This is a genomic window from Mesorhizobium sp. CU3 (assembly GCF_006442965.1).
Classification (GTDB): domain Bacteria; phylum Pseudomonadota; class Alphaproteobacteria; order Rhizobiales; family Rhizobiaceae; genus Mesorhizobium.
Map to the genome: position 1 here is coordinate 41673 of NZ_VFWX01000019.1, position 22918 is coordinate 64590.

9 protein-coding genes are annotated in these 22918 nt (G+C 64.5%); 2 read left to right on the plus strand and 7 right to left on the minus strand.

The genetic code is table 11. The features are described from left to right. Positions 1-49: 49 nt before the first annotated feature. Positions 50-1588: a trimethylamine methyltransferase family protein gene (locus FJ988_RS24960; protein ID WP_140821015.1), complete on the minus strand. Its 1539-nt coding sequence runs from the start codon at positions 1586-1588 to the stop codon at positions 50-52. Between the two features lie 211 nt (positions 1589-1799). Between FJ988_RS24960 and FJ988_RS24965 the strand changes: the two genes are divergently transcribed. Further along, on the plus strand, positions 1800-2390 hold the full coding sequence (locus FJ988_RS24965) for a transglycosylase SLT domain-containing protein (RefSeq protein WP_140821016.1): 591 nt from the start codon (positions 1800-1802) through the stop codon (positions 2388-2390). Between the two features lie 12 nt (positions 2391-2402). On the opposite strand, the gene FJ988_RS24970 is transcribed toward FJ988_RS24965, so the two are convergent. The 6 genes from FJ988_RS24970 to FJ988_RS24995 form a co-directional block, all read right to left on the minus strand. Beyond that, entirely contained in the window at positions 2403-4733 is a 2331-nt protein-coding gene (locus tag FJ988_RS24970) for an ABC transporter ATP-binding protein (protein WP_140821017.1), read from the minus strand. 50 nt (positions 4734-4783) lie between these two features. Further along, positions 4784-5941 carry an ABC transporter permease gene (locus FJ988_RS24975; RefSeq protein WP_140821018.1) on the minus strand — a complete coding sequence of 386 codons (1158 nt, stop codon included), beginning with the start codon at positions 5939-5941 and terminating at the stop codon, positions 4784-4786. 12 nt (positions 5942-5953) lie between these two features. Then, positions 5954-6988, minus strand: a complete 1035-nt coding sequence (locus FJ988_RS24980; protein ID WP_140821019.1) for an ABC transporter permease — start codon at positions 6986-6988, stop codon at positions 5954-5956. A gap of 220 nt (positions 6989-7208) precedes the next feature. Further along, the gene (locus FJ988_RS24985; RefSeq protein ID WP_140821020.1) at positions 7209-8861 is read right to left on the minus strand and encodes an ABC transporter substrate-binding protein; all 1653 of its coding nucleotides are present in this window, start codon (positions 8859-8861) and stop codon (positions 7209-7211) included. Between the two features lie 273 nt (positions 8862-9134). Beyond that, positions 9135-15185: a translocation/assembly module TamB domain-containing protein gene (locus FJ988_RS24990; protein ID WP_140821021.1), complete on the minus strand. Its 6051-nt coding sequence runs from the start codon at positions 15183-15185 to the stop codon at positions 9135-9137. Between the two features lie 2 nt (positions 15186-15187). Continuing rightward, positions 15188-17116 carry an autotransporter assembly complex family protein gene (locus FJ988_RS24995; RefSeq protein ID WP_140821022.1) on the minus strand — a complete coding sequence of 643 codons (1929 nt, stop codon included), beginning with the start codon at positions 17114-17116 and terminating at the stop codon, positions 15188-15190. A gap of 277 nt (positions 17117-17393) precedes the next feature. Here FJ988_RS24995 and FJ988_RS25000 point away from each other — a divergent pair, with 277 nt between their 5' ends. Next, complete coding sequence (locus tag FJ988_RS25000; RefSeq protein WP_140821023.1) at positions 17394-22874, plus strand: alpha-2-macroglobulin family protein; 5481 nt, start codon at positions 17394-17396, stop codon at positions 22872-22874. Positions 22875-22918 lie beyond the last annotated feature (44 nt).

The following is a 22918-nucleotide window of genomic DNA, read 5'->3' on the forward strand; positions in this document are numbered from 1 at the left end:
CGGTTGAGCGGATTCAAAATGGTAGGGCGTTTAACCGAAATGGGAAGCATCACGGCTCGCCCTGCCCGATCGCTTCCTTGCGGTGCGCCATATAGGCTTCGAGCGCTTCGCGCACGGCGGGGTCCATGGCCGGCTGGACATATTCCTCCAGCGCTTTCTTCCACAGCCGCGTCGCACGCGCCGTGGTGTCGGGCGCGCCGGCCTCCTGCCAGGCCTCGTAATTCTGCCAATTGGAGAGCATCGGCTGGTAGAAGGCGGTGGCGTAGCGCTCCAGCGTATGCGGCTCGCCGAAGAAATGGCCGCCGGTCGGCACCGCGCCCAGCGCTTCCACCGCCAGCTCGGCCTCGTCGACCACGATCGGGCGCAGGAACTCCATCATGTGCTGCATCATCTCGACATCGATGATGAGCTTTTCGAACGAAGCCGTCAGCCCGCCCTCCTGCCAGCCGGCGGCGTGATAGACGAGGTTGCCGTGGCCGAGCACGGCGCCCCACAGCGCCATCAGCGTTTCATAGGCGCCTTGCGCATCCGCCGCATTTGAGGCCGAGCCCGGCGTCGTGCGGTAGGGCAATTTATAGCGCCGCGCCAATTGGCCGGAGGCGATGTTGGCCTTGGTGTTTTCCGGCGTGCCGAAGGCCGGCGCGCCCGACTTCATGTCGACATTGGAAGTGAAGGCGCCATACATCACCGGCGCGCCGGGGCGCACCAATTGCGTCAGCGTAATGCCGAACAGCGCCTCGGCGTTCTGCTGCGCCAACGCGCCTGCCAGCGTCACCGGGCTCATCGCGCCCATCAGCGTGAACGGCGTCACCGCCACCGACTGGCCGTATTCGGCCATGGTCATCAACCCTTCGGCCATCATCTCGTCGAAGCGGCGCGGCGAGTTGACCGAGATGATGGTGGCGATGCCGGGGTCGTCGGCCATCTCGTCCAGCGTCAGCCCGCGCGCGATCGCCATCATCTCGATGCCGTCCAGCGCCCTGCCCCGTCCGATGGCCGAGACGTGGAAAGATTTGTCGGTCAGCGTCAGATTGGCGAAGTAGGTGTCCATGTGCCTGGTGTTCGCCGGCAATTCGATCGGCGCGCAGACCTGGTTGCCGAGCATGTGGATGCAATTGAAATGCTGCGCCAGCCGCACGAGGTCCGAGTAATCCGCGAGATTGCCGGCGCGGCGGCCGCGCTCCATGTCGTGCACATTGGGCGGCCCGGCGACCAGCGTAAAGTTGATCGTGTTGCCGCCGAGATGGATGACGTTTTGCCGATTGCGCGGCGTCAGCGTGTAGGTCGAGCGCGTCGTCTTCAGCGCTTCCTCGACCATGCCGCGGTCGATGCGCACATTCATCGAGGCATGATCGACCCGAGCGCCGGCGCGTTCGAACAGCGAAAGCGCTCGCGCGCTCATCACCTCGATGCCGAAATTCTCCAGGATATGCATCGATGCCTGATGGATGGCCTCGATCTGGTCGGCCGACAATAGCGCCATCGGCGGATAAGGGTTCTGCACGCGACGCGGCGGCAGTTGCGGAATGGCGGCTGGGCCTCGGTTGCTGGTGCGCTCGGCGCCGCGCTTGCGTCTTGGTTCGCTCATGCGCGCATCAGAGCGCCCGCACGAAAACGCCGGCTGTCAGGATTGCGTCATTTGCCGGCGTGATTTTAGCCAAGGCGGCATTTTTCGACAGGTATGAATAACAAAGCGACATCTTAGGTCGAAATTATGACAATTGATTTTGCGTCGAATTGGTCGCGCGTTAAGGAACGCCGCAAGACTCCCTTTATGATTTCGGCCTATTCGTCTTCCAATGCGTAGGTCGAGTTTTAGTAAAATTGTAGCGGTGTCCCTGCTGCTGGCGCTCTCCGCCTGCGCGACGGCGCCCAGCCACATCAACAATGTCTGCGCCGTCTTCGACCAGAATGACGGCTGGTTCGACAACTGGCAGTCGGCCGCCGAGCGCACCGAGCAGAAATACGGCATCCCCGTTCCCTTGCTGATGGCGACGGTGCGCAAGGAATCCGGCTTCAAGAGCAACGCCCGGCCGCCGCGCACCAAGCTGCTCGGCTTCATCCCCTGGAAGCATGTCTCCAGCGCCACGGGCTATTCGCAGGCGCTCGACGGCACCTGGTCGCAATATCAGAGCGAGACCGGCAACTGGACGGCGCGCCGCACCAAATTCTCCGACGCCGTCGATTTCGTCGGCTGGTATCATTCAAAGACCGCCGACACGTTCGGCGTCGCCCGCAACGACACCTACAATCTCTATCTCGCCTATTATCTCGGCTGGACGGCTTACGGCCGCGGCAACCGTGGCGACGCCGGCGTCCAGGGTTACGCCCGCGCCACCGACAAGATGGCGCAGGATTACGCCGCGCAGTTGCGGGAGTGCGGAAACTAGCACCCTCCGGGTTTAGTGCCGCCTTGTCGTATCCTTCGGCTTTCGAACGCCGGTTTCGGAAACCTCGTCACGGACTGCATGGCGGCGCGCACGCATGCCGGCCTCGCCTTGCTCCACGGCATCCCCGATCTCATCGGCCGCCGCGCTGCCCGTTTTGCCGCGCGGCCGGTTGGGCGCCGTTCCGGTCAAGCCCGGGCCGGTACCGAGCGCATCTTCCGGCACGCCTTCATGCGCGGCGTGCTCCTTGTCGAACTTGATAACCGGCTCCATCTTGGCCAGCACCTCGTCCGACAGCCAGCACAGGCTCATATGGCCGTCGCCGAGATTCTTCGCCGGCGGCACCTTGGTCTCGCAAAGATTGTCCGGCACCAGCTTCTTGTAGCCGCAGCGCGTCTGGAACGGACAGCCGGTCGGCGGGTTCATCGCCGAGGGAATGTCGCCTTCGAGCACGATGTGCTTCTTGACCACGCTGGTGTCGGCGATCGGGATCGCCGATAGCAGCGCCTCCGTATAGGGGTGATAGGGCGGCGAAAAAATCTGGTCGGTCGTGCCCTGCTCGACGATATAGCCGAGATACATCACGACCACGCGGTCGGCGATGTAACGCACCACGGACAGATCGTGGCTGATGAACAGCATCGTCGTCTTGTTCTTGCGCTGGATGTCCATCAACAGCTCGGTCACCGCCGCCTGCACCGAGACATCGAGCGCCGAGACCGGCTCGTCGGCCACCACCACCTTGGCATCGCCGGCGAAGGCGCGCGCCACGCCGATACGCTGCTTCTGGCCGCCGGAAAGCTGGCGCGGCTTGCGCGTCTCGAAGGCGCGCGGCAGCTTCACCAGGTCGAGCAGTTCCAGCATGCGCTGCCGCCGCTCGGCGACATTCTTGCCGACATTGAACTTTTCCAGCGTGCGGATGATCTGCGAACCGACGCTGTGACTGGGGTTCAGTGTGTCGAACGGGTTCTGGAACACCATCTGGATCGACGACACGGTGTCGACGCCGCGGCTCTCGATGCCGGTCGACTGTATTTCCTTGTTGGCCAAGGTGACGGTGCCGGAGCTTGCCGTCTCAAGCCCCAGCAGCACTTTGGCCAGCGTCGACTTTCCGCAGCCGGACTCGCCGACGATCGCCACCGTCTCGGATTCGCGCGCGGTGAACGAGATCGTCTCATTGGCCTTGACGACGCGGCCCTCGCTGGAGCCGAACACCTCGCTGCCGCCGACCTTGTAGTACTTCTTGAGGTCCTGAATCTTCAGCACCGGCGCGCCGGGCTCGACCTTTTCGTTGACCTTCTTGGCGCCGGGCGGCAGCGCCTCCCAGTCGATCTCGTTGAAGCGCACGCAGCGCGAGAAATGGCCTTCATGGCCTTCTACCGGGACCATCGGGATTTCGGCGGCGTTGCAGACGCCCTCGACGAAATGGTGGCAGCGCGGGCCGAAATTGCAGCCCTTCGGCCGCTCATGCGGCAGCGGCAATTGCCCCGGAATGGAGATCAGCGGCCGCGAATTCTTGTCGGCGCCGGGCAGCGGGATCGAACGGAACAGCCCTTGCGTATAGGGATGGCGCATCCGGTCGAACACGTCTTTGATTTTGCCGGTTTCCACCGCCTCGCCGGAATACATCACCGTGATCTTGTCGCAGGTTTCCAGGATGAGGCCGAGATTGTGCGACACGAAGATCATCGAGGTGCCGAACTTCTCGCCCAGACCCTTGACCAGCTCGACGATGCCGGCCTCGACGGTGACGTCGAGCGCGGTAGTCGGCTCGTCGAGCAGAAGCAGCGCCGGCTTGGACAACAGCGCCATGGCGATGACGATGCGCTGCTGCTGGCCACCGGAAAGCTGGTGCGGATAGGACCGCATCATGCGCTCCGGATCGGGCAGCTTCACCGCCCGCACCATTTCAAGCGCTCTGGTGTAAGCCTCTTCCTTCGACACCTTGTCGTGGATCAGCGGCACTTCCATCAGCTGCTGGCCGATCTTCATCGCCGGATTGAGGCTCGCCATCGGCTCCTGGTAGATCATGGCGATCTTGTTGCCGCGGATGGCGCGAAGCTCCTCTTCCGAGAGCTCGCCCATGTCCTTGCCCTGGAACTTGATCTTGCCGCCGACGATCTTTCCGATGTTGGAGAGGTCGCGCATGATGCCGAGCGACACGGTCGACTTGCCGCAGCCGGATTCGCCGACGATGCCCATCGCCTCGCCGGGCATCACCGTGCACGAAAAATCCATCACGGCCGGAATCTCGCCCTTGCGCGTGAAGAAGGAGATCGAGAGGTTCTCGATCTCGATGATCGGCCCACCGGTCGACTTGGCTGGATCTCGAACTGCCTCGTTCATGGGTCGCTCCAATCCTTGTTCTTCATCACGTGGGATCCGAGATCCCGCCGTCAATCCTTCATCGACTGTTCACGCAGCGAATCCGCCAACAGGTTCAGCCCCAGCACGAACGACATCAGCGCGATCGTCGGCGGCAGCGCCGGATGGATGAAGGAGCGCAGCAGGCGGCTGGCGTCCTTGATCGCGGTGCCCCAGTCGGGGCTTTCCGGGGCGAGGCCCAGGCCGAAATAGCCGAGCGTGCCGAGCAGGATCGTCGTGTAGCCGATGCGCAGGCAGGCATCGACGATCAGCGGTCCGCGCGCGTTGGGCAGGATCTCCCAAAGCATGATGTACCAGGGCGATTCACCGCGCGTCTGCGCCGCCGCCACATAGTCGCGCGTCTTGATGTCCATGGTCAGGCCGCGCACGATGCGGAATACGCCCGGACTGGACGCGAACACCACCGCCACGAAGATGTTGAGCTGGTTGGGATCGATGTGGACGATGTGCAGCGGGTCCTTGTCGAAGACCAGGCCGACATAGATCCAGCCGCCGAGGATCAGCGTGATGCCGAGCAGGATGTAGAGCCGGTCCGGCCGGTTCTTAAAACGCGTCCAGAACAACACGCTGAAGAAGATGATCGGGAACAGGAAGAACAGCCCGGCCATCGCATAGGGGATCGGCGTGTCCATGATCCCCGGCGTCACCAGGAGGTAGAACAACAGGATCACCGGGAAGGCCAGCACCAGATTGGCGAGGAACGACAATATCGTGTCGATCTTGCCGCCATAGTAGCCGGCCGGCAGGCCGAGCGTGATGCCGACCATCAGCGCGAAGCCGGTCGCCGCAGGCGCAATGATCAGCACGATCTGGCTGCCATAGACCATGCGCGAGAACACGTCGCGCGCCAGCTTGTCGCCGCCGAAATAATAGACCAGCTTCGAGGCCGGCTCGATCGCGCCGGGCAGCGTGTCCTTCATCACCGAGACCTGCGCCAGCGGATCGAAGGGCGAGATCGTCGAGGCGAAGATCGCCGTGAACAGCCAGAACAGGCAGATGAACACGCCGGCGATGCCGACGCCGCTGTCGAAGAGCTGGCCGTAAAGGCCGAGCCGCTTCTTGTAGGTGAAGCTCGCGCCCATCACCAGGATCAACGCGATCCACACCGGCCAGAAGCGCCAGAGCACGCCGATAATGATGCCGAAGGCGTTGATATACTCGGTCTGCATCGGCCGTGCCCCCTATTGAACCCTGATGCGCGGATTGAGGAACGCGTAGCCGACATCGGAGATGAGCTGCGTGATCAAGACGATGAACACCGAAACCAGCGAGCAGCCGAGCAGAAGGTCGATGTCGTTGTTGCCGGCGGCCTCGACCAGCGTGTAGCCGAACCCCTGGTAGCGGAACATCACCTCGACGATAACGACGCCGGTGAGCAGCCAGGGAAACTGCAGCATGATCACGGTGAACGGAGCGATCAGCGCGTTGCGCAGCGCGTGCTTGACGACGACGCTGCCGAAGGAGAGGCCCTTGAGGCGGGCGGTGCGGATATATTGCTGCGTCATCACCTCGACCATCGAGGCGCGTGTCATGCGCGCGATGTAGCCGATGCCATAGATGGCCAGCGTCATCACCGGCAGGGTGAAATTATAGAAGGTGATGCCCTGGCTGGCGGATGCCGCCGAGCCGTTCAGCCAGCCGAGCCAGGACGCGAAGATGACGGTGAAGATGACGCCCGACACATATTCGGGCGTCGCCGTAGAGGCGATCGAGGCGACCGACAGCGTGCGATCGGTACGCGAGCCCTCGCGCATGCCGGCAAGGATGCCGATCAGCAGCGAGATCGGCACCATCACAGCCAGCACCCAGAACATCAAAAGCCCGGTGGCACCGAGCGCCGGGAAGAGCTTCGAGGCGACCGTCGTCTTGAATTTTGTCGAGCAGCCGAAATCGCCCTGCAGGACGCCCGAGAACTTCGGCTCGACCGGGTCGTTGCAGAAAGAAAAGCGCTGTGCCGGCTTGCCGGTCGCCGGGTCGGTGATCGGCTGCTTGGGCAGCACCCCCAGCCACTGACCGTAGCGGACGAAGAAATTCTGCCGGTAGCCATGCTCGACCAGCCAGTTCTCGAGATCCTCGGCAGATGTGTGCATTTCGGTCTGGCTGATCGCCAGCTTCTTCAGATTGGGACCGAGATTGATCAGGAAGAAGACGATCAAGGTCAGGCACAGCATCGTCAGCGCCATGGTGCCGAGGCGTCTCAGGATGAAAGAAAGCATGGCGGACCCCTGCCGATGGGTTGGGGGAGCCTGATTGGCCGACCATCGCCGCCGCGACGCGGAGCAAGCCGGCAAGCAGACCTTCGAATGCGATCAACCCAGTTTATGCATGACCCGCTCAAGGAGTCCGCAACTTTTTTTGCTGCAGCTTCTCTCCGGTTCCGGATCACGCGAGGAAGGCGACAAAGGGGCCGAACGCCCCTTTGTCCATTCGCTCGGATCAGGCCTGTTCCAGCCAGACCTTGCCGTAGTCGTGCTCGTAGGTCGGGTGCATCTTGTAATTCTGCACCGCCTTGGTCGAGTGGCTGTAGAGCTTGCGCCAGTACGGCTGGATGATAATGCCGGAATCCTGCAGGATCTGCTCGATGTCCTTCATCATGTCCTTGCGCTTGGCGGCGTCGGCGACGGCCAGCGCGGCGTTGAGCTTGGTATCCCAGTCGGGGTTCGACCAGGCGGTCTCGTTCCAGGCTTCACCGGTGCGGTAGCCGATCGCAAGAACCTGCACGCCGAGCGGGCGCATGTTCCAGTTGGTCATCGACAGCGGATACTTCGTCCAGTCGTTCCAGAAGGTCGAGCCCGGCAGAACGGTGCGCTTTACCTTGATGCCGGCGTCGCGCAGCTGTGCGGCGATCGCGTCGCCGGTGTTCTTGTGCCAGTCCTCGTCGACGGTGATCAGCTCGTGCTCGAAATCGGCCTGGCCGGCTTCCGCCATCAGGGCCTTGGCCTTGGCGGCGTCGCGCTTGATCTTCGGCAACTCGAAATATTCCGGATGGATCGGGCTGACGTGATGGTTCTCGGCGGCCGTGCCGGCATTGCCGTAGCCGAGCTGCAGGACGACGGCGTTGTCGACGCCGAGCTGCAGCGCCTGACGAACCTTCTGGTTGTCGTAGGGCTTGTTGTTGACGTTGGTGCGGCACACGATGGTGGCAGCCGTCACCACTTCGGACTTCACCAAGTCCATGCCGTCGAGGATCGAGACATAGTCGGCCGAGGTTTCGAAGTTGGTGTGCACTTCGCCGGCCTCGAAAGCGCTGACCATGGCGCCCGGATCGGTGCCGTAGTCGATGAATTCGATACCGTCGAGGAACACCTCGCCGTCCCACCACTTGTTGTCGGCGCGGCGCTTGTAGACGACCTTCTGGCCGACGTCGTAGGAGACGAGCTCGAACGGGCCGGTGCCGATCGGGCAGGCTTTGAAATCGCCGCCCTTCTCGTCGAAGCTCTTGTGGACGATCAGACCCGGATAGTCGCACATGTTCGGGATCAGCGCGATGTCCGGCTTGCCGAGCTTAAGCTTGACGGTCATGTCGTCGACCTTGGTCACGGCGCTCTCGTCGAGCTTGTCGTCCTTGACCAGCGTGCCGAGGCGGCCTGGCATCGAATTGCCCTCGGCCTTCTTGTCGGCCCAGCGCTTCAGATTGAAAATGACGTCATCGGCGGTGAAGGCATCGCCGTTCGACCAGGTCACGCCCTTGCGTACATGCAGCGTGTATTCGGTCGCGTCGTCGTTGACGTCCCAGCTTTCCAGGAGATAGGGGCGGAAAGTGTAGTCGGTGGTGTACTTGACCAGCGGCTCGAGCGCCTGGCGCTCGGCATTGGCGATTTCCGACCAGTCGGCCTTGCGCGGATCCTTCGGATCCTTGACCCACTGCGCGACCTTCAGCGTGCCGCCCTTCTTGCCCTGCACGTCTTCTGCGCGCGCCGGGGTCGGATCGGCCAGGCCGATCAGGCCATAGGCCATCGCCGTGGACGCCCCGAAAACGCTCGCCAGCGCCAGGAATTCGCGGCGATCGACCTTTCCTGCCTTGGCTTCTTCAGCCAGGGCCAGGATGTGATCCGGAACGCGATCGCTATTACTCTTGTAGAATGCCATGACTATCTCCCATTGTTGGCTTTCCGCCTTTTAACATTCCGCATCCAGACCATCATGTCAAAGAGGGCATGGAGCTAGAACATGTTAGGGAATGTGCAACTTTGGAATGAGGCCGGTTCGCGCGATAGCGACAGTCTTGACGCAAAATTGCTATTGCGCCTCGAATTCCCGGAAAAACGCCGAGGCGATTAAATCAAGACATTCTAGGCGGATAGGGACCGCTCTCGCGCGGGACAAGTCTTCTTGGCCCCACCGCGGGCGGGCGCCACAACCTCAATACTCGCGCTCGTAGAAGACGCCGCCCTTGGCCTCGCCGGCGTCGTTGGCCTCGCCGCGCAGCTTGACGCCCTTGCCGACATTGAGGTCGATCGTCGCCTTGCCGGAGCCCGGCTTGTCACCCTTCTGTATGGTCACATAGGTGCGGTCGTTGAGGTATTTGCCGGCCGAAACGGCGGTGCCGCCTTTGTCGTCGGTGGTCACATCGAGATCGTCGATGCCAATGGCGCTTTGCAGGTTCTCGAGCAGCGAGGTCGAACCGCCGACCCCCGCCAGTTGCGCGGCCGCGCTCGCAAGCTGCGCGATCTGCAGCGGCGACAGCTTGGACATGGATTGACCGAAGATGAGCTGTGCCAGGACCTCGTCCTGGGGCAGCGCCGGCACGGAGGAAAAGGTGAATTTCGGATTGGTCGCCTCGCCCGACACCACGATAGTGACTGTGGCGCTGCTCGTCGTCGTGGTCGCCGTCATGTTGAGATAGGGCACCAGCGAACCCTGGAACCCGACGGTGCCCTCGGTGAAAGTCAGCCGCTTGGCGAGGATGGTCAGCCGGCCGCGCTGCAAGGTGAAGGTGCCGACGGCCTGCGGCGAGGATGCCGGACCGGTCAATTTCAGCGAGCCGCCCAGTTCGGCATCGACGCCCCTGCCCTGGATGAAGATCTGGTTCGGCGCGTTGACCGTGACGTCGAGCGTCAGGCCGCTGCCGCTGTTGCCGCCGCTGGCCGTTGCCGGGCGCAGCGCCTTGTCTTGCGCCCGCACCGCGGCCGGCGCATTCCGGTGCTTGACGTCCAGCTCCGACAGCGATGCCGGCAGCTTGTCCGGAACGGTGATCACGGTCCTGGCCAGGTTGATGGTGCCGGCAATCGCTGGCGCCGAGACGAGCGGACCCTTGATGGTCAGGTCGCCACCGAGATTGGCGGTGACCACGCGGCCGTCGGTATAGCGGCCGTCGGTGAGTTTTATGGACAGATCGGCCGGGAAACCTTGCGCCGGCACGATGCCGACCGTGCCGCTCGCCGACAGACTGCCGCGCGTCGACAGCGTGCCGGTGAGGCGATTGATCCTGGCGACGCCTCCGCCGATCGAAACGTCGGCCGCGATGTCGTTGACCGCGAGGCCCGAACGGGCATCGATCAGGCGCGCTCCGGAGGTATTCACCGTACCGCCGATGACCGGCGAGGACGCGGGTCCGCGCACCTGGACATTGACATTGGCCGTCCCGGTGAGCCCCAGGCCTTGCGCGGCGAGCTTTGCGGCGAGGAAGGAGAACGGCACCTTGCCGTTGAAGTCGAGCACCAGGGCCGGCGTGCCGGCCGTCGTCACCGAGCCACCGCCCTTGAGGCCAAGCCCGGCGCCGTCGCTGATATTGGCGTCGAAGGTGAGCCTGTTGCCGGCGAAATTTCCCGACGAAGACACGCTCATGGCGCCGAGCCCGGCGCCGCGCGTCTGCGAAGTCTGCACGCCGGAGGCATCGATATTGAAGGCGACCGAGGGGCTGGCCGGCGCACCGCTGACCTTGACCGTGCCCGAAATCGAGCCGGCCGCGTCGAGACCCTTGGCAAAACCGTTGGCGAGCGAGGCTGGAACCCTCGACAGATTGGCGTTGATGTCGAGCGCCTGCCCGACCTTTCCCGTCACCGTCGCCGTGCCGCCGCCGAGATTGAGCACCAGCCGGTCCAGCGTCGTCGTGCCGTTGGCGATGGTGACGGTCGAGGCCTGGGCGATCGCCGCCTTGATGCCTTGCACCGTCGCCTCGCCCGACGACAGCTCGATCGTCGTCATGCCGTTCGCGACCTTGACCCGGCCGGTCGCTTTGGCCGGAATGTTCTTGACCGTCGCGCCACCCGAGAAGCCGGTCCAGTCGCCGTCGCGTTTCAAATCGACATCGATACCGGTGACGGCGGTGCCGCCCGAGATGACGCTCTCCGCGCGCACCATGCCAGCGATCACTGGTGCGGCGATGTAATTGGCAATCTGCGCATCGATGGCGACGTTCCTGGCAGAGAGGTCGCCGCGCTTGATCTGCGAAGTGTTTGCCTTGACCACGACGTTGGGCCCATTGGCGGTCTTGGAGAAAGCGATCGTGCCGCGTACATTGCCCTCGGCCTGTTCCAGCGCAAGCGCCGCCAGCGGGCCGATATCGGGCAGATCGAGCGACACCGTGCCGACCGGCACGAAGGCATCGTCGAGCGTAAGATCGCCGGAAATCTTGTTCGGCCCGAGCGACAGCAACAGCCCGTTGATCGCGCGGCTGCCATCGGTGGTGGCAAGCACCGCGCTGCCCTGCAATGGCTGGCCGGCGACATTGCCGGTCAACTGCACATTGGCGGCCGGATTGGCGGCGTCGGCCTTGCCGGTCGCCGTCAACTTCAGCCCGGTGATCTCGCGCGCCGCCACCGAAAGCCGGTCGCTCTCCACAGTCATCGACAGGTCGGGCGCGATGACCGGACCTTGCGCATTCAGGACAAAGGCGATGGCGCCCTTGGCATCTTTCGAGAGGCCAGAAACATCGCTTAGCGCGCCCTTGATGCCGGCGGCGAGCTTGCCATTGGCAAGGCTCGCCTGCCCGTCGGCGCTGAGCGCGCCCGAAGTGAACTTCAGCCTGTCGACACTGACATTGCCCTGGGCGTCGCGCTTCAGCGCCCCGCTCAATTGCGCGCTCTCGCCAAGCATGCCGCGCACCGCCGCCGGCAAGGCGGAAGACGCGACGTCGGCTTTCAGATTCAGGTCGACGACGCCGTCGCCAAGCGACACCCGGCCCGCAACCTGGCTGTTGAGCGCATCGCTGGTCAGCGAACCGCTGTTGACGGCGACGGCATCGGTCGTCAGCCGGCCGTCGACCTTGGCGGTGACCTTGCCGGCGATCAGCGGCGCGATCATGGGATTGTCGAGGCCGATCCTGTCCACCGACACCGTGCCGGAGACCGGGCCCGACCGCCCCTTGAGGTCGAAGGCGTCCGAATGCAGAACCAGGGTCAGGCCGTCGACTTTCGCCTGGCTGGCGGCGATGGAAGGCAGGATCGCGGACACATCCAGCCGCGCCTGCGTGCTTTCGCCCGCCATCTTTGCCGACAGCGACTGGACTTCGAGCTTGATCGGACTTGCGGCGCTGCCGACCGTCAGCGGCAGGCTGGGTCCGGACGAGGTAAGGTCGAGCGAGAAATCGCTGGCGCCATTGGGATTGAGGGTGCCGGCGGCCTTGCCCGAGATCTTGTCACCCGAAAGCATGGCATGGTCCAGGGCGACGCCGCCTGCCAGCGTATAGCTGCCGGCGGCGTCGATATCGAGCGGCCCGAGCCCCGCCTGCCGTGTCTGGCTGGTCTCGGCGCTCGCCACCTTGGCTTTGAACTGAATGTCGGGGTTGGACGATAGACCCGTGACATGCGCCGTACCCTCAACCGTTCCGGCGCCGTCGAGGCCGGGCACGAAATCATTGGCGAGCGCCACCGGCAGGTTGGCGAGATTGGCCGTCAGGTCGAGCGTCTGGCCGGCCGTGCCGGAAACCGTCGCCGAGCCGCCGCCGAGATTGAGCGCGAGCTTTTCGACCGTGGCGACGCCATTGGTGACCGACACGCTGGAAGGCTCGGCTATGGCCGCCTTGATGCCGCGCACCGTCGCCTCGCCGGAAGCGATTTCCACGCTGGTCGTGCCGTTGGCGATCTTCACGCGCCCAGTGGCCGTCGCCGGAATGCCGGACGCCGTGGCGCCGCCGGTAAAATTGGTCCAGTCGCCGTCGCGCTTGAGATCGATGCCGATGCCGCTGACCACGGTCGAGCCGGAGGTCACGCTGTCAGCCTTGATCGTTCCAGATATCGCAGGACCTTTTATGTAATTGGCGATCAGCGCGTTGACGGTGATGGCCTTTGCCGCCAGATCGCCGCGCTCGATCGATGTGCTGGCGGCATTGACGGTGACGGTTGGCGCCCCGCCATCCTTGGCGAAGGCGATGGTGCCGTTGATGTCGCCGGTCGCACTCTGGTTGCCGAGCGCCGCCAGCGGTCCGATGTCGGGCACAGCAAGCGTCAGCGTGCCGAGCGGCAGGAACTTGTCGTCGAGCACGAGATCGCCCGAAACCTTGTTGTCGCCGAGCGCCAGGGTCAGCCCCTTGATCGAACGCTTGCCGTCGGCCGTCACCAGCGAGGCCCCAATGTCGAGCGACTGCCCTTCGGCGCTGCCGGTAAGCGAGACATCGGCCGACGGGTTGACGATGTCGGCCTTGCCCTTGGCCGAGAGCTTGATGTCCTTCACCGTGCGGCCGGCCGCCGTCAGGCTGGCGCTGTCGGCCGAGACGGTAAAGTCCGGCGCCAGGCGCGGCCCGCTCGCGGTCAGCGCGAAATTGACCCCGCCGGCAAGCGGCGTGCCGGCGAGCGACGACAGCGCCGAGACATCGCCCAGCGTGCCTTTGACATTGGCCTCGATGTCCGAGCCTTGCGCGCTGGCCGTTCCGCTGGCGCTGAGCGAGCCGGAGGTAAGCTCGAGCGAATTGGCGGCGAACGCGCCCTGCGGATCGCGTGTCGCCGTCGCCGAGAACGTCACCCGATCGCCGAGCAGCGAGCTGATCTGCGGCGGCAATGCTTTCGAGTCAGCGTCGGCATTCATCTTCAATGTCATCGACAGGTCGGTAAGCGACACCGCCGCCGTAAGCGCGGCGTTGAGCGCATCGCTGCGCAACGTGCCTTTCTCGATGGTCACATTCTCGCGGCTGATCGTGCCGGACAGATCGGCGGCGAGCTTGCCCGTCACCATCGGCGCCAGCGTGGCGACGTCGGTCTTCAGACCGGCCGCGGCGAGCTTGATATTGACCGGGCCGCTGCGGTTCTCGATATCGAAACCGTCGGAATGGATCTCGCCTGTAATGTTGTTGAGCTGCGTGCCGCCAACCGCGACCGAGTTGAGCGTTGTCCCGATATCGATCGCCGGCGCCTTGCCGTCGCCGAAAGCACGTACCGTCGCCTTTTCGATCGCGACCAGGATCGGCACCGCGCTGTTGCCGACATCGATGGTGACCGGCTTGCCCTTGGCGGACAGCTCGACGGCAAGGTCGCTGGCGCCCTTCGGATCGACATTGCCGGTGGCCGTGCCGTGCACGGCCTCGCTTTCGATGATGGCACGTTCGATATCGATGCCGCCGGCCGTGGTCGCCGTACCGGCGACGTCGAAGCTTGTCTTGCCGGCGAACAGCGCCCTTATCTTCTGCGGCATGAACGGCTCGAACTCGCCGTCGCCCTTGGCCTCGATATGGTGGCCCTTGTCCGACAACTGATGGCGGCCGGTGAACTGGGTGACGATCTGGTTGTCGACCATGAACGTGCCGACGCCGCTCCAGTTCGCCAGCGGCCCGGAACCAGTGACGACGATGTTGACCGGCGGCGCATTCGGCAGCTTGAGCAGATTGGCGATGATGCCGCCGGCCGGCTCCGACGCCTTGAGATCCAGGTCGAGCTTGTTGTCGGCCGGCGCGAAATGGATCTTGGCGTCGACATTGCCCTCTTTGCCGTCATGGCGGCTGATATTGAGCACGCTCTCGATCGCCAGCGGCGACGGGTCGGCCTTGACCGAGCCCTTGGCGGCCAGCTCGGCAATGCCGCTGCCGGCAAGCTCCTGGCCGAGCGCGATCTCCGGCAGGTCGATCGCTTTGACGTCGATCGACACCGGCAGACTCCCCGAACCGCCTTGCGACGGCTGCTGGCTCGGCTGCGGCAACCGCGCCAGCTCGATGCGCTCGGCGGCCAGCCGGTCGGCGTCGAAGTTCCAGGAAAGCAGCGCCGTCGGCGACCAGTCGAGCACCACCTTGCGCGCCACCAGCCAGGGACCTGCGCGATCTTCGACCACGACATGGTCGAGCCTCAGCGCACCCGACCAGATGCCTTCGATGCCGGCGATCGTGACCTTGCGGTCCTCGCTCGAGGCCATCCTGGAAATCAGGCTGGCGAGATTCTGCCGTCCGCCTTCTGTACCGGTCAGCACGAAAAGCGCGCCGATCGCGACCACCAGCAGGAGGAGCAGCGTGTAGATGAAGATGCGAAGGATGCGCCAGAATATCTTCATGGTCAGAACGCCTGACCGATGCCGGCATAAATGCCGAAATGCGGATCGCTGGGATCGCGGTTGAGCGGCACCGCCGCATCGATGCGCAGCGGCCCGAACGGCGTGATGTAGCGCAGGCCGACACCTGCGCCGACCTTCACATCCGAGAAATTGGGGAAGGATTTGGTCGAAACGGTGCCTGCATCGACAAAGGGCACGATGCCGATCGTGTCGGTGACGCCGATGCGCATCTCGACCGAGGTCTCGAAGAAGGACAGCCCGCCGATCGGCTGGCCGTTGATGTCCTTCGGGCCGATGCCCTGGTAGGAATAGCCGCGCACCGAGCCGCCGCCGCCGGAGTAGAAGCGCCGGTCGGCCGGCACGCTCTGCAGCCCGGTACCGACGATCGAGCCGAGCGCGACGCGCTCGGCGAGCACGAAGCGGCTCGCCGTGTCGAGCGACTGGTAGGTGTAGCTCTCGCCCTTCAGCTTCAGGAAGGTGGCGCCGTTCAATATGTCGTAGCTCGGCTCGGCATAGGCGAGGAAGCGGAAACCCCGGGTCGGGTTCAGCTTGTTGTCGCGGCTGTCATAGACATATTGCAGCGGCACGCTGGCGATCAGATAGGTATGCTTGCCGAAAGCGTCGTGGATCTTCGAATAGTCGAGGTCAAACTCGGCCGACACCCTTTGCCGCTTGTCGAGGTCGTAGGAGACGCCGATGTCGCCCTTGACCGAGAAATGGTCATAGGCGTCAGGATGTTCGAACACCGTCTTGATGCCGGTGAAGAATTTCGAGGTCGGACCGAGCACTCCGGGCTTCTCGAACATGACGCCGGCATTGTAGTTCAGCGCCGAGATGCTGTTGGAGCCGATGCCGCTGATCGAGCCGTCTATGCGCAGCTTCTCGGCCTGGCCGAACAGGTTGCGGTGACCCCAATAGCCTTCCAGCCCCAGCCCTTCCGTGTTCGAGACAGTGCCGCCGATGCCGAAATAGCGCGGCTTGCGCTCGCTGACCTGAACGTCGATCGGTATGTTGCCATTGGCGTCGAGCTTATCGCCCTCCTTGATCGTGACGCTGTTGAACACTTCGAGCCCAAGCAGCCGGTCGCGCGCGTCGTCGATCTCCTGCGGCGAGTACTGCTTGCCGCGCTGCAGCCCGGTCATGTATTCGGTGAAGTTGCGGTCGACCTTCTCGGTGCCTTCGACCGTCGTGTCGCCATAGCCGGCTACCGGGCCGGCCGCCACCGTCAGCGTGACGTCGAGCGTCGAGGTGTCATGCTCGGCGACGATCTCGCGGTCGGTCACCTTGGCAAGTGGCCTGCCCTCGTCCTTCAGTGCCCGCACGATCAGGGCTTCGGCCTTGAGCACCGCGCCCGAGCCTGCATCGCCGCCGGCGATCAGGCCGAAATCGGCGCTCGCCAGCCCCGCCGCATCGCCCTTGAGGCGGATGTTGCCGAGCGTGAATTTCGGGCCGGGCGCGATGGTAACCACCACCGGGATAGGCTGCGGTCCCTTGAATTCGGCATCGGGCGGCAATTCGTCGATCGACTTGCCCTGGATGGCGATCGTGACCACGCCCTCGTAACGTGCGTCCGCGTAAAGCGCCGCAACCAGTTGTTCTCGGTCGCCGCGCGCCTTGGCCATCAGGCCGAGCGAACCCGAAACCGGATGCTTCTCGTCGTTTTTCAGCGCGGAGGCATTTTCGAGTTTCTTCACCAAGTCCTTGTCGGCATCGGGCGCGTCGATGGTCACCGAATAGCGCAACGGGTCGACGATGTCGGCGTCCTCGTTGTCGGACGAGCCCCAGAGCTTGATGCCGAAAATCTCGAAAGCGGCTGCCGAACGCACTTCGGCGGCCAGCAAGATGGCGCAAAACAGCGCGAAAAGCAGGGCGCGCGGAAGCCCGCGCCCTGGCGCGAACCCTCCTGACATCTGCGTTTCATGCGCCGGCATTAAGACAACCTAGTCGACAAAACTAAAATTGGAATGAAGTTCCGCAACGTTCGTAAAGGGGCCACAATCCAATTGTCTGAAATAGACCGGGCTTGGAATTCACACCTTTTGCGATTCCGCAAGAAAGTGTGATCCGTCTCACAGAGGTTCTGTCGAAATACCGGCCCTTGGCCGGCATGGAAACCGTTCGCGGGTAATTAACCTGCGTTGTTCCGGCGTTGACAAGCCTTGCCAAAGCTTGATCATACCCGGACGCTGGCGATGTCTGGAGGGTGGTATGGCAATGCGCGCGGCTCGTGGTCTCTCTTTCATTCTCCTCATCTTTTTCGCCCTGGGCGGGGCGGCGTTCGCGGCCGAAGCCCGGCGAATCGTGACGATCGACAATTCCGACTATTTCGGTTTCGACCTCCGGTCGGATCAGAACGTCACCCTCGACCAATGCAAGACCACATGCCTGGGCGATCCAGCCTGCCGCGCCTTCACCTACAACACCAAGGCCAAGTGGTGTTTTCTCAAATCCGACTATAATCAGCTCAAACCCTTTACCGGCGCCGTCGCCGGCAAGGTTGCAAACGTCGATGGCGATCCCGATATCGGCGCGCCGCCGGCGCTCGCCTTCTTCCCCAACTGGATGGCCGACCAGGCGCAGCAGTTCCGCAACAAGCTGACCGACCCGGCCTATGACAAGCCAACCGAAGGGCTTGCCGCCCTGCAAGCCGCCGCCGAGCAGGCGGCGCTCACCGGCGACCATCGCCTGGCCATGCAGAAATACCAGGCCGCGCTCTCGGTGCTGCCCGACGATGGCGCGCTGTGGCTGGGGCTGGCGCGCGAGACCTTCGCCGTAGAGCCGGCTTCGAACACCACCGAGCCCGCGACTTTGCCGACGAACGGCACCTCCGCCGCCTTCAACGCCTACAAGCTCGCGCGCACCGCAAAGACCCGCGCCGAGGCGCTGGCGCTGGTCGCCCAGGGCCTCGACAAGCGCGACCAATTCCGGCCGTCGCTTCAAGCCTATGAGGCGAGCCTGGCGCTGGTCAACTCGCCGGCGGTCCAGGCCGACTATGCCGACCTCAAGGCGCGCAAAGGTTTCCGGATCGTCGAGCACACCGTCGACGCCGATTCCTCCACGCCGCGCATCTGCGCCCAGTTTTCCGAGGAACTGGTCAAGACCGGCGTCGACTATTCGCAGTTCGTGACGGTCGACAACGCCGCACCCAAGGCTGTCGAGGCCAAGGACAAGCAGATCTGCGTCGAGGGCCTGGAGCACGGCCAGCATTATGACGTGACCTTCCGCGCCGGCCTGCCGGCCGCTATCGGCGAGACCATCGAAGCCCCGGTGGCGCTGTCGATCTATGTCCAGGATCGCGCCCCGTCGGCCCGCTTCACCGGCGACTCCTTTGTCCTGCCGGCTGGCGCGCGCCGCGGCATCCCCGTCGTCACCGTCAACATGAACGCCGCCAAGATGTCGCTCTACCGCATCGGCGATCGTTCGCTGGCGCAGCTTCTGTCCGGCTATCAGTTCCTGCATCAGCTCGACGGCTACGACATTTCCACCATTTCGGACCAGATGGGCGAGCCGGTCTGGTTCGGCACGCTCGACATCGCCAACGATCTCAACAAGGAAGTCACGACCTCCTTCCCGGTCGATCAGGCGATCCCGCAGCGCAAGCCCGGCGTCTATGTGCTGACCGCGCAGCCGGTCGACGACAAGGGCGATGATTACGGCACGCGCGCCACGCAGTGGTTCGTCGTCTCCGACATCGGCCTTTCGACCTATACCGGCCAGGACGGCCTCAACGTCTTTGCCCGTTCGCTGGGTTCGGCCAAGCCGATTTCTGGCGCCGAGCTGACGCTGCTGGCCAAGAACAATGAGATTCTCGGCACCGCCACCACCGACGCCGAAGGCCGCGCCGTCTTCAATGCCGGCCTCACCCGCGGCGAGAACGGCATGGTGCCGGCCGTGCTGATGGCCAAGCAGGGCGACAGCGACTTCGTCTTCCTCGACATGGGCAAGGCCGGCTTCGACCTGTCTGACCGCGGCGTCGAGGGACGCGCCTCGCCCGGCGCGCTCGACGTCTATGCCTGGACCGAGCGCGGCATCTACCGCGCCGGCGAGGACGTGCATGTCGCGGCCCTTGCCCGCGACGGCGCCGCCAAGGCGGTCGAGAACCTGCCGCTGACCTTCATCTTCACTCGTCCCGACGGCGTCGAGAACCGCCGCATCGTCAGCAATGGCGAATCCGCCGGCGGCCACGCCGTCGACCTGCCGCTCGAGGCCAACGCCATGCGCGGCACTTGGACGGTGTCGATCTACACCGATCCCAAGCAGTCGCCCGTCGCCAGCCAGATGTTCCTGGTCGAGGACTTCGTGCCGGATCGCATCGAGTTCGACCTGACCGCCGACAAGAAGGAGATCGCCCAGGGCGAGACCGCCAACGCCACCGTCGATGGTCGCTTCCTCTACGGCGCGCCGGCCGCGGGCCTGGCGCTCGAAGGCGAGTTGACGCTGTCGACGACAAGCACCTGGGACAGCTTCAAGGACTTCACCTTCGGCCTCGCCGACGAGCAGTCGGCCGAGCCGACCGTGACGCCCTTCACCAACCTTCCGGTCGTCGGCGACGACGGCAAGGCGACCTTCCCGGTCACGATCGACCAACTGCCGTCGACCACCAAGCTGGTCAACGCCAAGGTAACTGTGCGCATGCGCGAAGCCGGCGGCCGCGCCGTCGAGCGCTCGCTCGATCTCGCCGTGCACCCGCTGAAGGACATGATTGGCATCCGCCCGGATTTCGCGGATGACGAGGTGCCGCAGGGCGGCACCGCCAAGTTCAGCATCATCGCCGTCGACCCGAACGGCAAGCGCGAGGATTTGAAGGGCGCCCAGTGGTCGCTGGTCAAGGTCGAGCGCAATTATCAATGGTACCGCTCGAACAATTCCTGGAACTACGAGGCGGTGAACCTCACCAAGGCCGTGGCCAATGGCCAGTTAGACCTGAAGGCCGATGGCGAGGCGACGGTCTCGCTGCCCGTCGACTGGGGCCGCTACCGGCTCGAGGTCGAGACCGCCGATCCGGAAGGTCCGGCGACCAGCTATGAGTTCGACGCCGGCTGGTATGTCGCCTCCACCACCACCGAGACGCCCGACGGGCTGGAGATCGCTCTCGACAAGGACACCTATGCCGCCGGCGAGGTCGCCAAGCTGAAGGTCTCGCCGCATTTTGCCGGCGAGTTGCTTGTCACCATCGGCGCCGAGAAGCTGTTGAAGACCGTGACCGCCACGGTGCCGGCAGGCGGCGCCACCGTCGACATCCCGGTCGGCGACGACTGGGGCGCCGGCGCCTATGTCACGGCGACCTTGTTCCGGCCGGGCGACGCGCAGGAATCGCGCATGCCGGCCCGCGCCATCGGCGTCAAATGGCTGACGGTCGACCCGGGCTCGAAGAAGCTTGGCGTGAGCCTGACGCCGCCGGAAAAGACCGTGCCGCGCCAGCAACTGTCGATCCCGGTCGCAGTGAATGGCGCCGCGCCTGGCACCAACGCCTACGTCATGGTGGCTGCCGTCGATGTCGGCATCCTCAACCTCACCAACTACAAGGCGCCCGATCCGGAGGACTGGTTCTTCGGCCAGCGCATGCTGGGGCTGGAGATCCGCGACCTCTACGGCCGCCTGATCGACGGCTCGCTCGGCGCCATGGGTAAAATACGGACCGGCGGCGACGGCGCCAACATGCAGGCGCAAGGCAGCCCGCCGACTGAAAAGCTGGTCGCCTTCTTCTCCGGCCCGGTCGAGCTCGACGCCAACGGCAAGGCCCGCATCGACTTCGACATCCCGCAATTCAACGGCACCGTGCGCGTCATGGCCGTTGCCTGGACCAAGGATGCGGTCGGCCACGCCCAGACCGACGTCATCGTGCGCGATCCGGTGGTAATCACCGCCGGCCTGCCGCGCTTCCTGGCGCCGGGCGATGCGGCGACCATGCGCCTCGACATCGCCGACACTGACGGCCCGGCCGGCGACTACGCGCTCTCGGTCACCACGACCGGCGATCTTTCGACCGGCGACAAGCCCCTACCCGAGAAGCTGACGCTCGCCCAGGGCAAGCGCCAGTCGCTGACCTTCCGGCTGGTCGCCAAGACCGCCGGCGACGCCTCCGTCACCGTCAAGCTCGCGCATGCCGACGGTACGCAGGTCGAGCAGACCCTCTATCTGCCGGTGCGGCCGGCGCAGCTTCCGGTCACCAACCGCATGGTTGTCGACCTGAAGCCGCATGGCGGCTCGCTGCGCGTCGACAAGGAACTGCTGGCCGCAAGCGTGCTCGACGGCGCTTCGGTCAGCGTCGGCGTTTCGCAGTCGTCCGCGCTCGACGTGCCATCGCTGCTGATGTCGCTCGACCGCTACCCCTATGGCTGCGCCGAGCAGACCACCAGCCGCGCCATGCCGCTGCTCTATGTCAACGACATGGCCAAGAGCATCGGCATGGAGAACGATCCGGATCTGCACCAGCGCATCCAGGACGCGATCTACAAGGTGCTGTCCTACCAGGCTTCGAGCGGCAGCTTCGGCCTGTGGGGGCCGGGCTCCGGCGACCTGTGGCTCGACGCTTATGTCACCGAGTTCCTGACCCGGGCGCGCGAGGAAAAGTATGATGTTCCGGCGCTTGCGATGAACCAGGCGCTGAACAACCTGCAGAACTCGCTCGGCTACGACCAGAGCGTCCAGGATCGCGGCAGCGAGATCGCCTATGCGCTCTATGTGCTGGCCCGCAACAAGAAGGCCTCGATCGGCGATCTGCGCTACTACGCCGACACGCAGCTCGAAGCCTTCACCAGCCCGATGGCCGTCGCCCAGCTGGCGGCGAGCCTCGCGCTATATGGCGACACGCAGCGCTCGGAAGCCACCTTCCAGACGGCGCTCAGGCTGGCGCAAGCCGACACCGACTACGACTACTACCGCTCGGACTACGGCTCGCCGCTGCGTGACGGCGCGGCGATGCTGGCGCTGGCAGCGGAATCGAAGCCGGTGCCGAGCATCATGCCGCAGCTGATCAAGCTGGTCGGCCGCGAGCGCGCCGATGCCCGCTGGACCACCACCCAGGACGAATCCTGGATGCTGCTTGCCGCGCGGGCGCTGAAGGAAGGCAATGATTCCATCACGCTTTCCGTCAACGGCGCGCCGCATTCGGGCGGCTATTCCGACCAGGTCGCCGGCAGCGACCTGATCGACAGCCCCCTCACCATCGCCAACACCGGCACGACGCCGCTGCAGGCCGTGGTGACGACGGTCGCCGCTCCGGTCGAGCCGCTGCCGGCCGGCGGCGACGGCTTCACCATCGATCGCACCTACTACAAGCTCGACGGCACCGAAGCCAACGTCACCGAGGCCAAGCAGAACGAGCGCTATGTGGTCGTGCTCAAGGTCTATGAGCAGAACAAGTGGCCCTCGCGCCTGCTGATCACCGACCTGTTGCCGGCCGGCTTCGAGATAGACAATCCGGGCCTGGTGTCCAGCGCGCAATTGTCGAACTTCTCCTGGCTGGCGCAGACCGACGCCGCGCATCTGGAGTTCCGCGACGACCGTTTCGTCGCCGCCTTCAATCCGAATGAAGGCGACGGCGACCGCAACCTCACGCTGGCCTATGTCGTGCGCGCCGTGACGCCCGGCACCTACGCCCATCCAGCGGCGACGGTGGAGGACATGTACCGGCCGCAATACTCGGCCCGCACCGCCACCGGCATCATGGAGATAAAGTCGGAATAGCCACCGGGATCTCCTTCTCCCCGTCTCTATACGGGGAGAAGGTG

Bases quoted from the DNA above. Each gene is read 5' to 3' on its own strand.
- FJ988_RS24995 (WP_140821022.1), bottom strand. From the start codon at position 17,116: ATGCCGGCGCATGAAACGCAGATGTCAGGAGGGTTCGCGCCAGGGCGC.
- FJ988_RS24985 (WP_140821020.1), bottom strand. From the start codon at position 8,861: ATGGCATTCTACAAGAGTAATAGCGATCGCGTTCCGGATCACATCCTG.
- FJ988_RS24970 (WP_140821017.1), bottom strand. From the start codon at position 4,733: ATGAACGAGGCAGTTCGAGATCCAGCCAAGTCGACCGGTGGGCCGATC.
- FJ988_RS25000 (WP_140821023.1), top strand. From the start codon at position 17,394: ATGGCAATGCGCGCGGCTCGTGGTCTCTCTTTCATTCTCCTCATCTTT.
- FJ988_RS24975 (WP_140821018.1), bottom strand. From the start codon at position 5,941: ATGCAGACCGAGTATATCAACGCCTTCGGCATCATTATCGGCGTGCTC.
- FJ988_RS24980 (WP_140821019.1), bottom strand. From the start codon at position 6,988: ATGCTTTCTTTCATCCTGAGACGCCTCGGCACCATGGCGCTGACGATG.
- FJ988_RS24960 (WP_140821015.1), bottom strand. From the start codon at position 1,588: ATGAGCGAACCAAGACGCAAGCGCGGCGCCGAGCGCACCAGCAACCGA.
- FJ988_RS24990 (WP_140821021.1), bottom strand. From the start codon at position 15,185: ATGAAGATATTCTGGCGCATCCTTCGCATCTTCATCTACACGCTGCTC.
- FJ988_RS24965 (WP_140821016.1), top strand. From the start codon at position 1,800: ATGCGTAGGTCGAGTTTTAGTAAAATTGTAGCGGTGTCCCTGCTGCTG.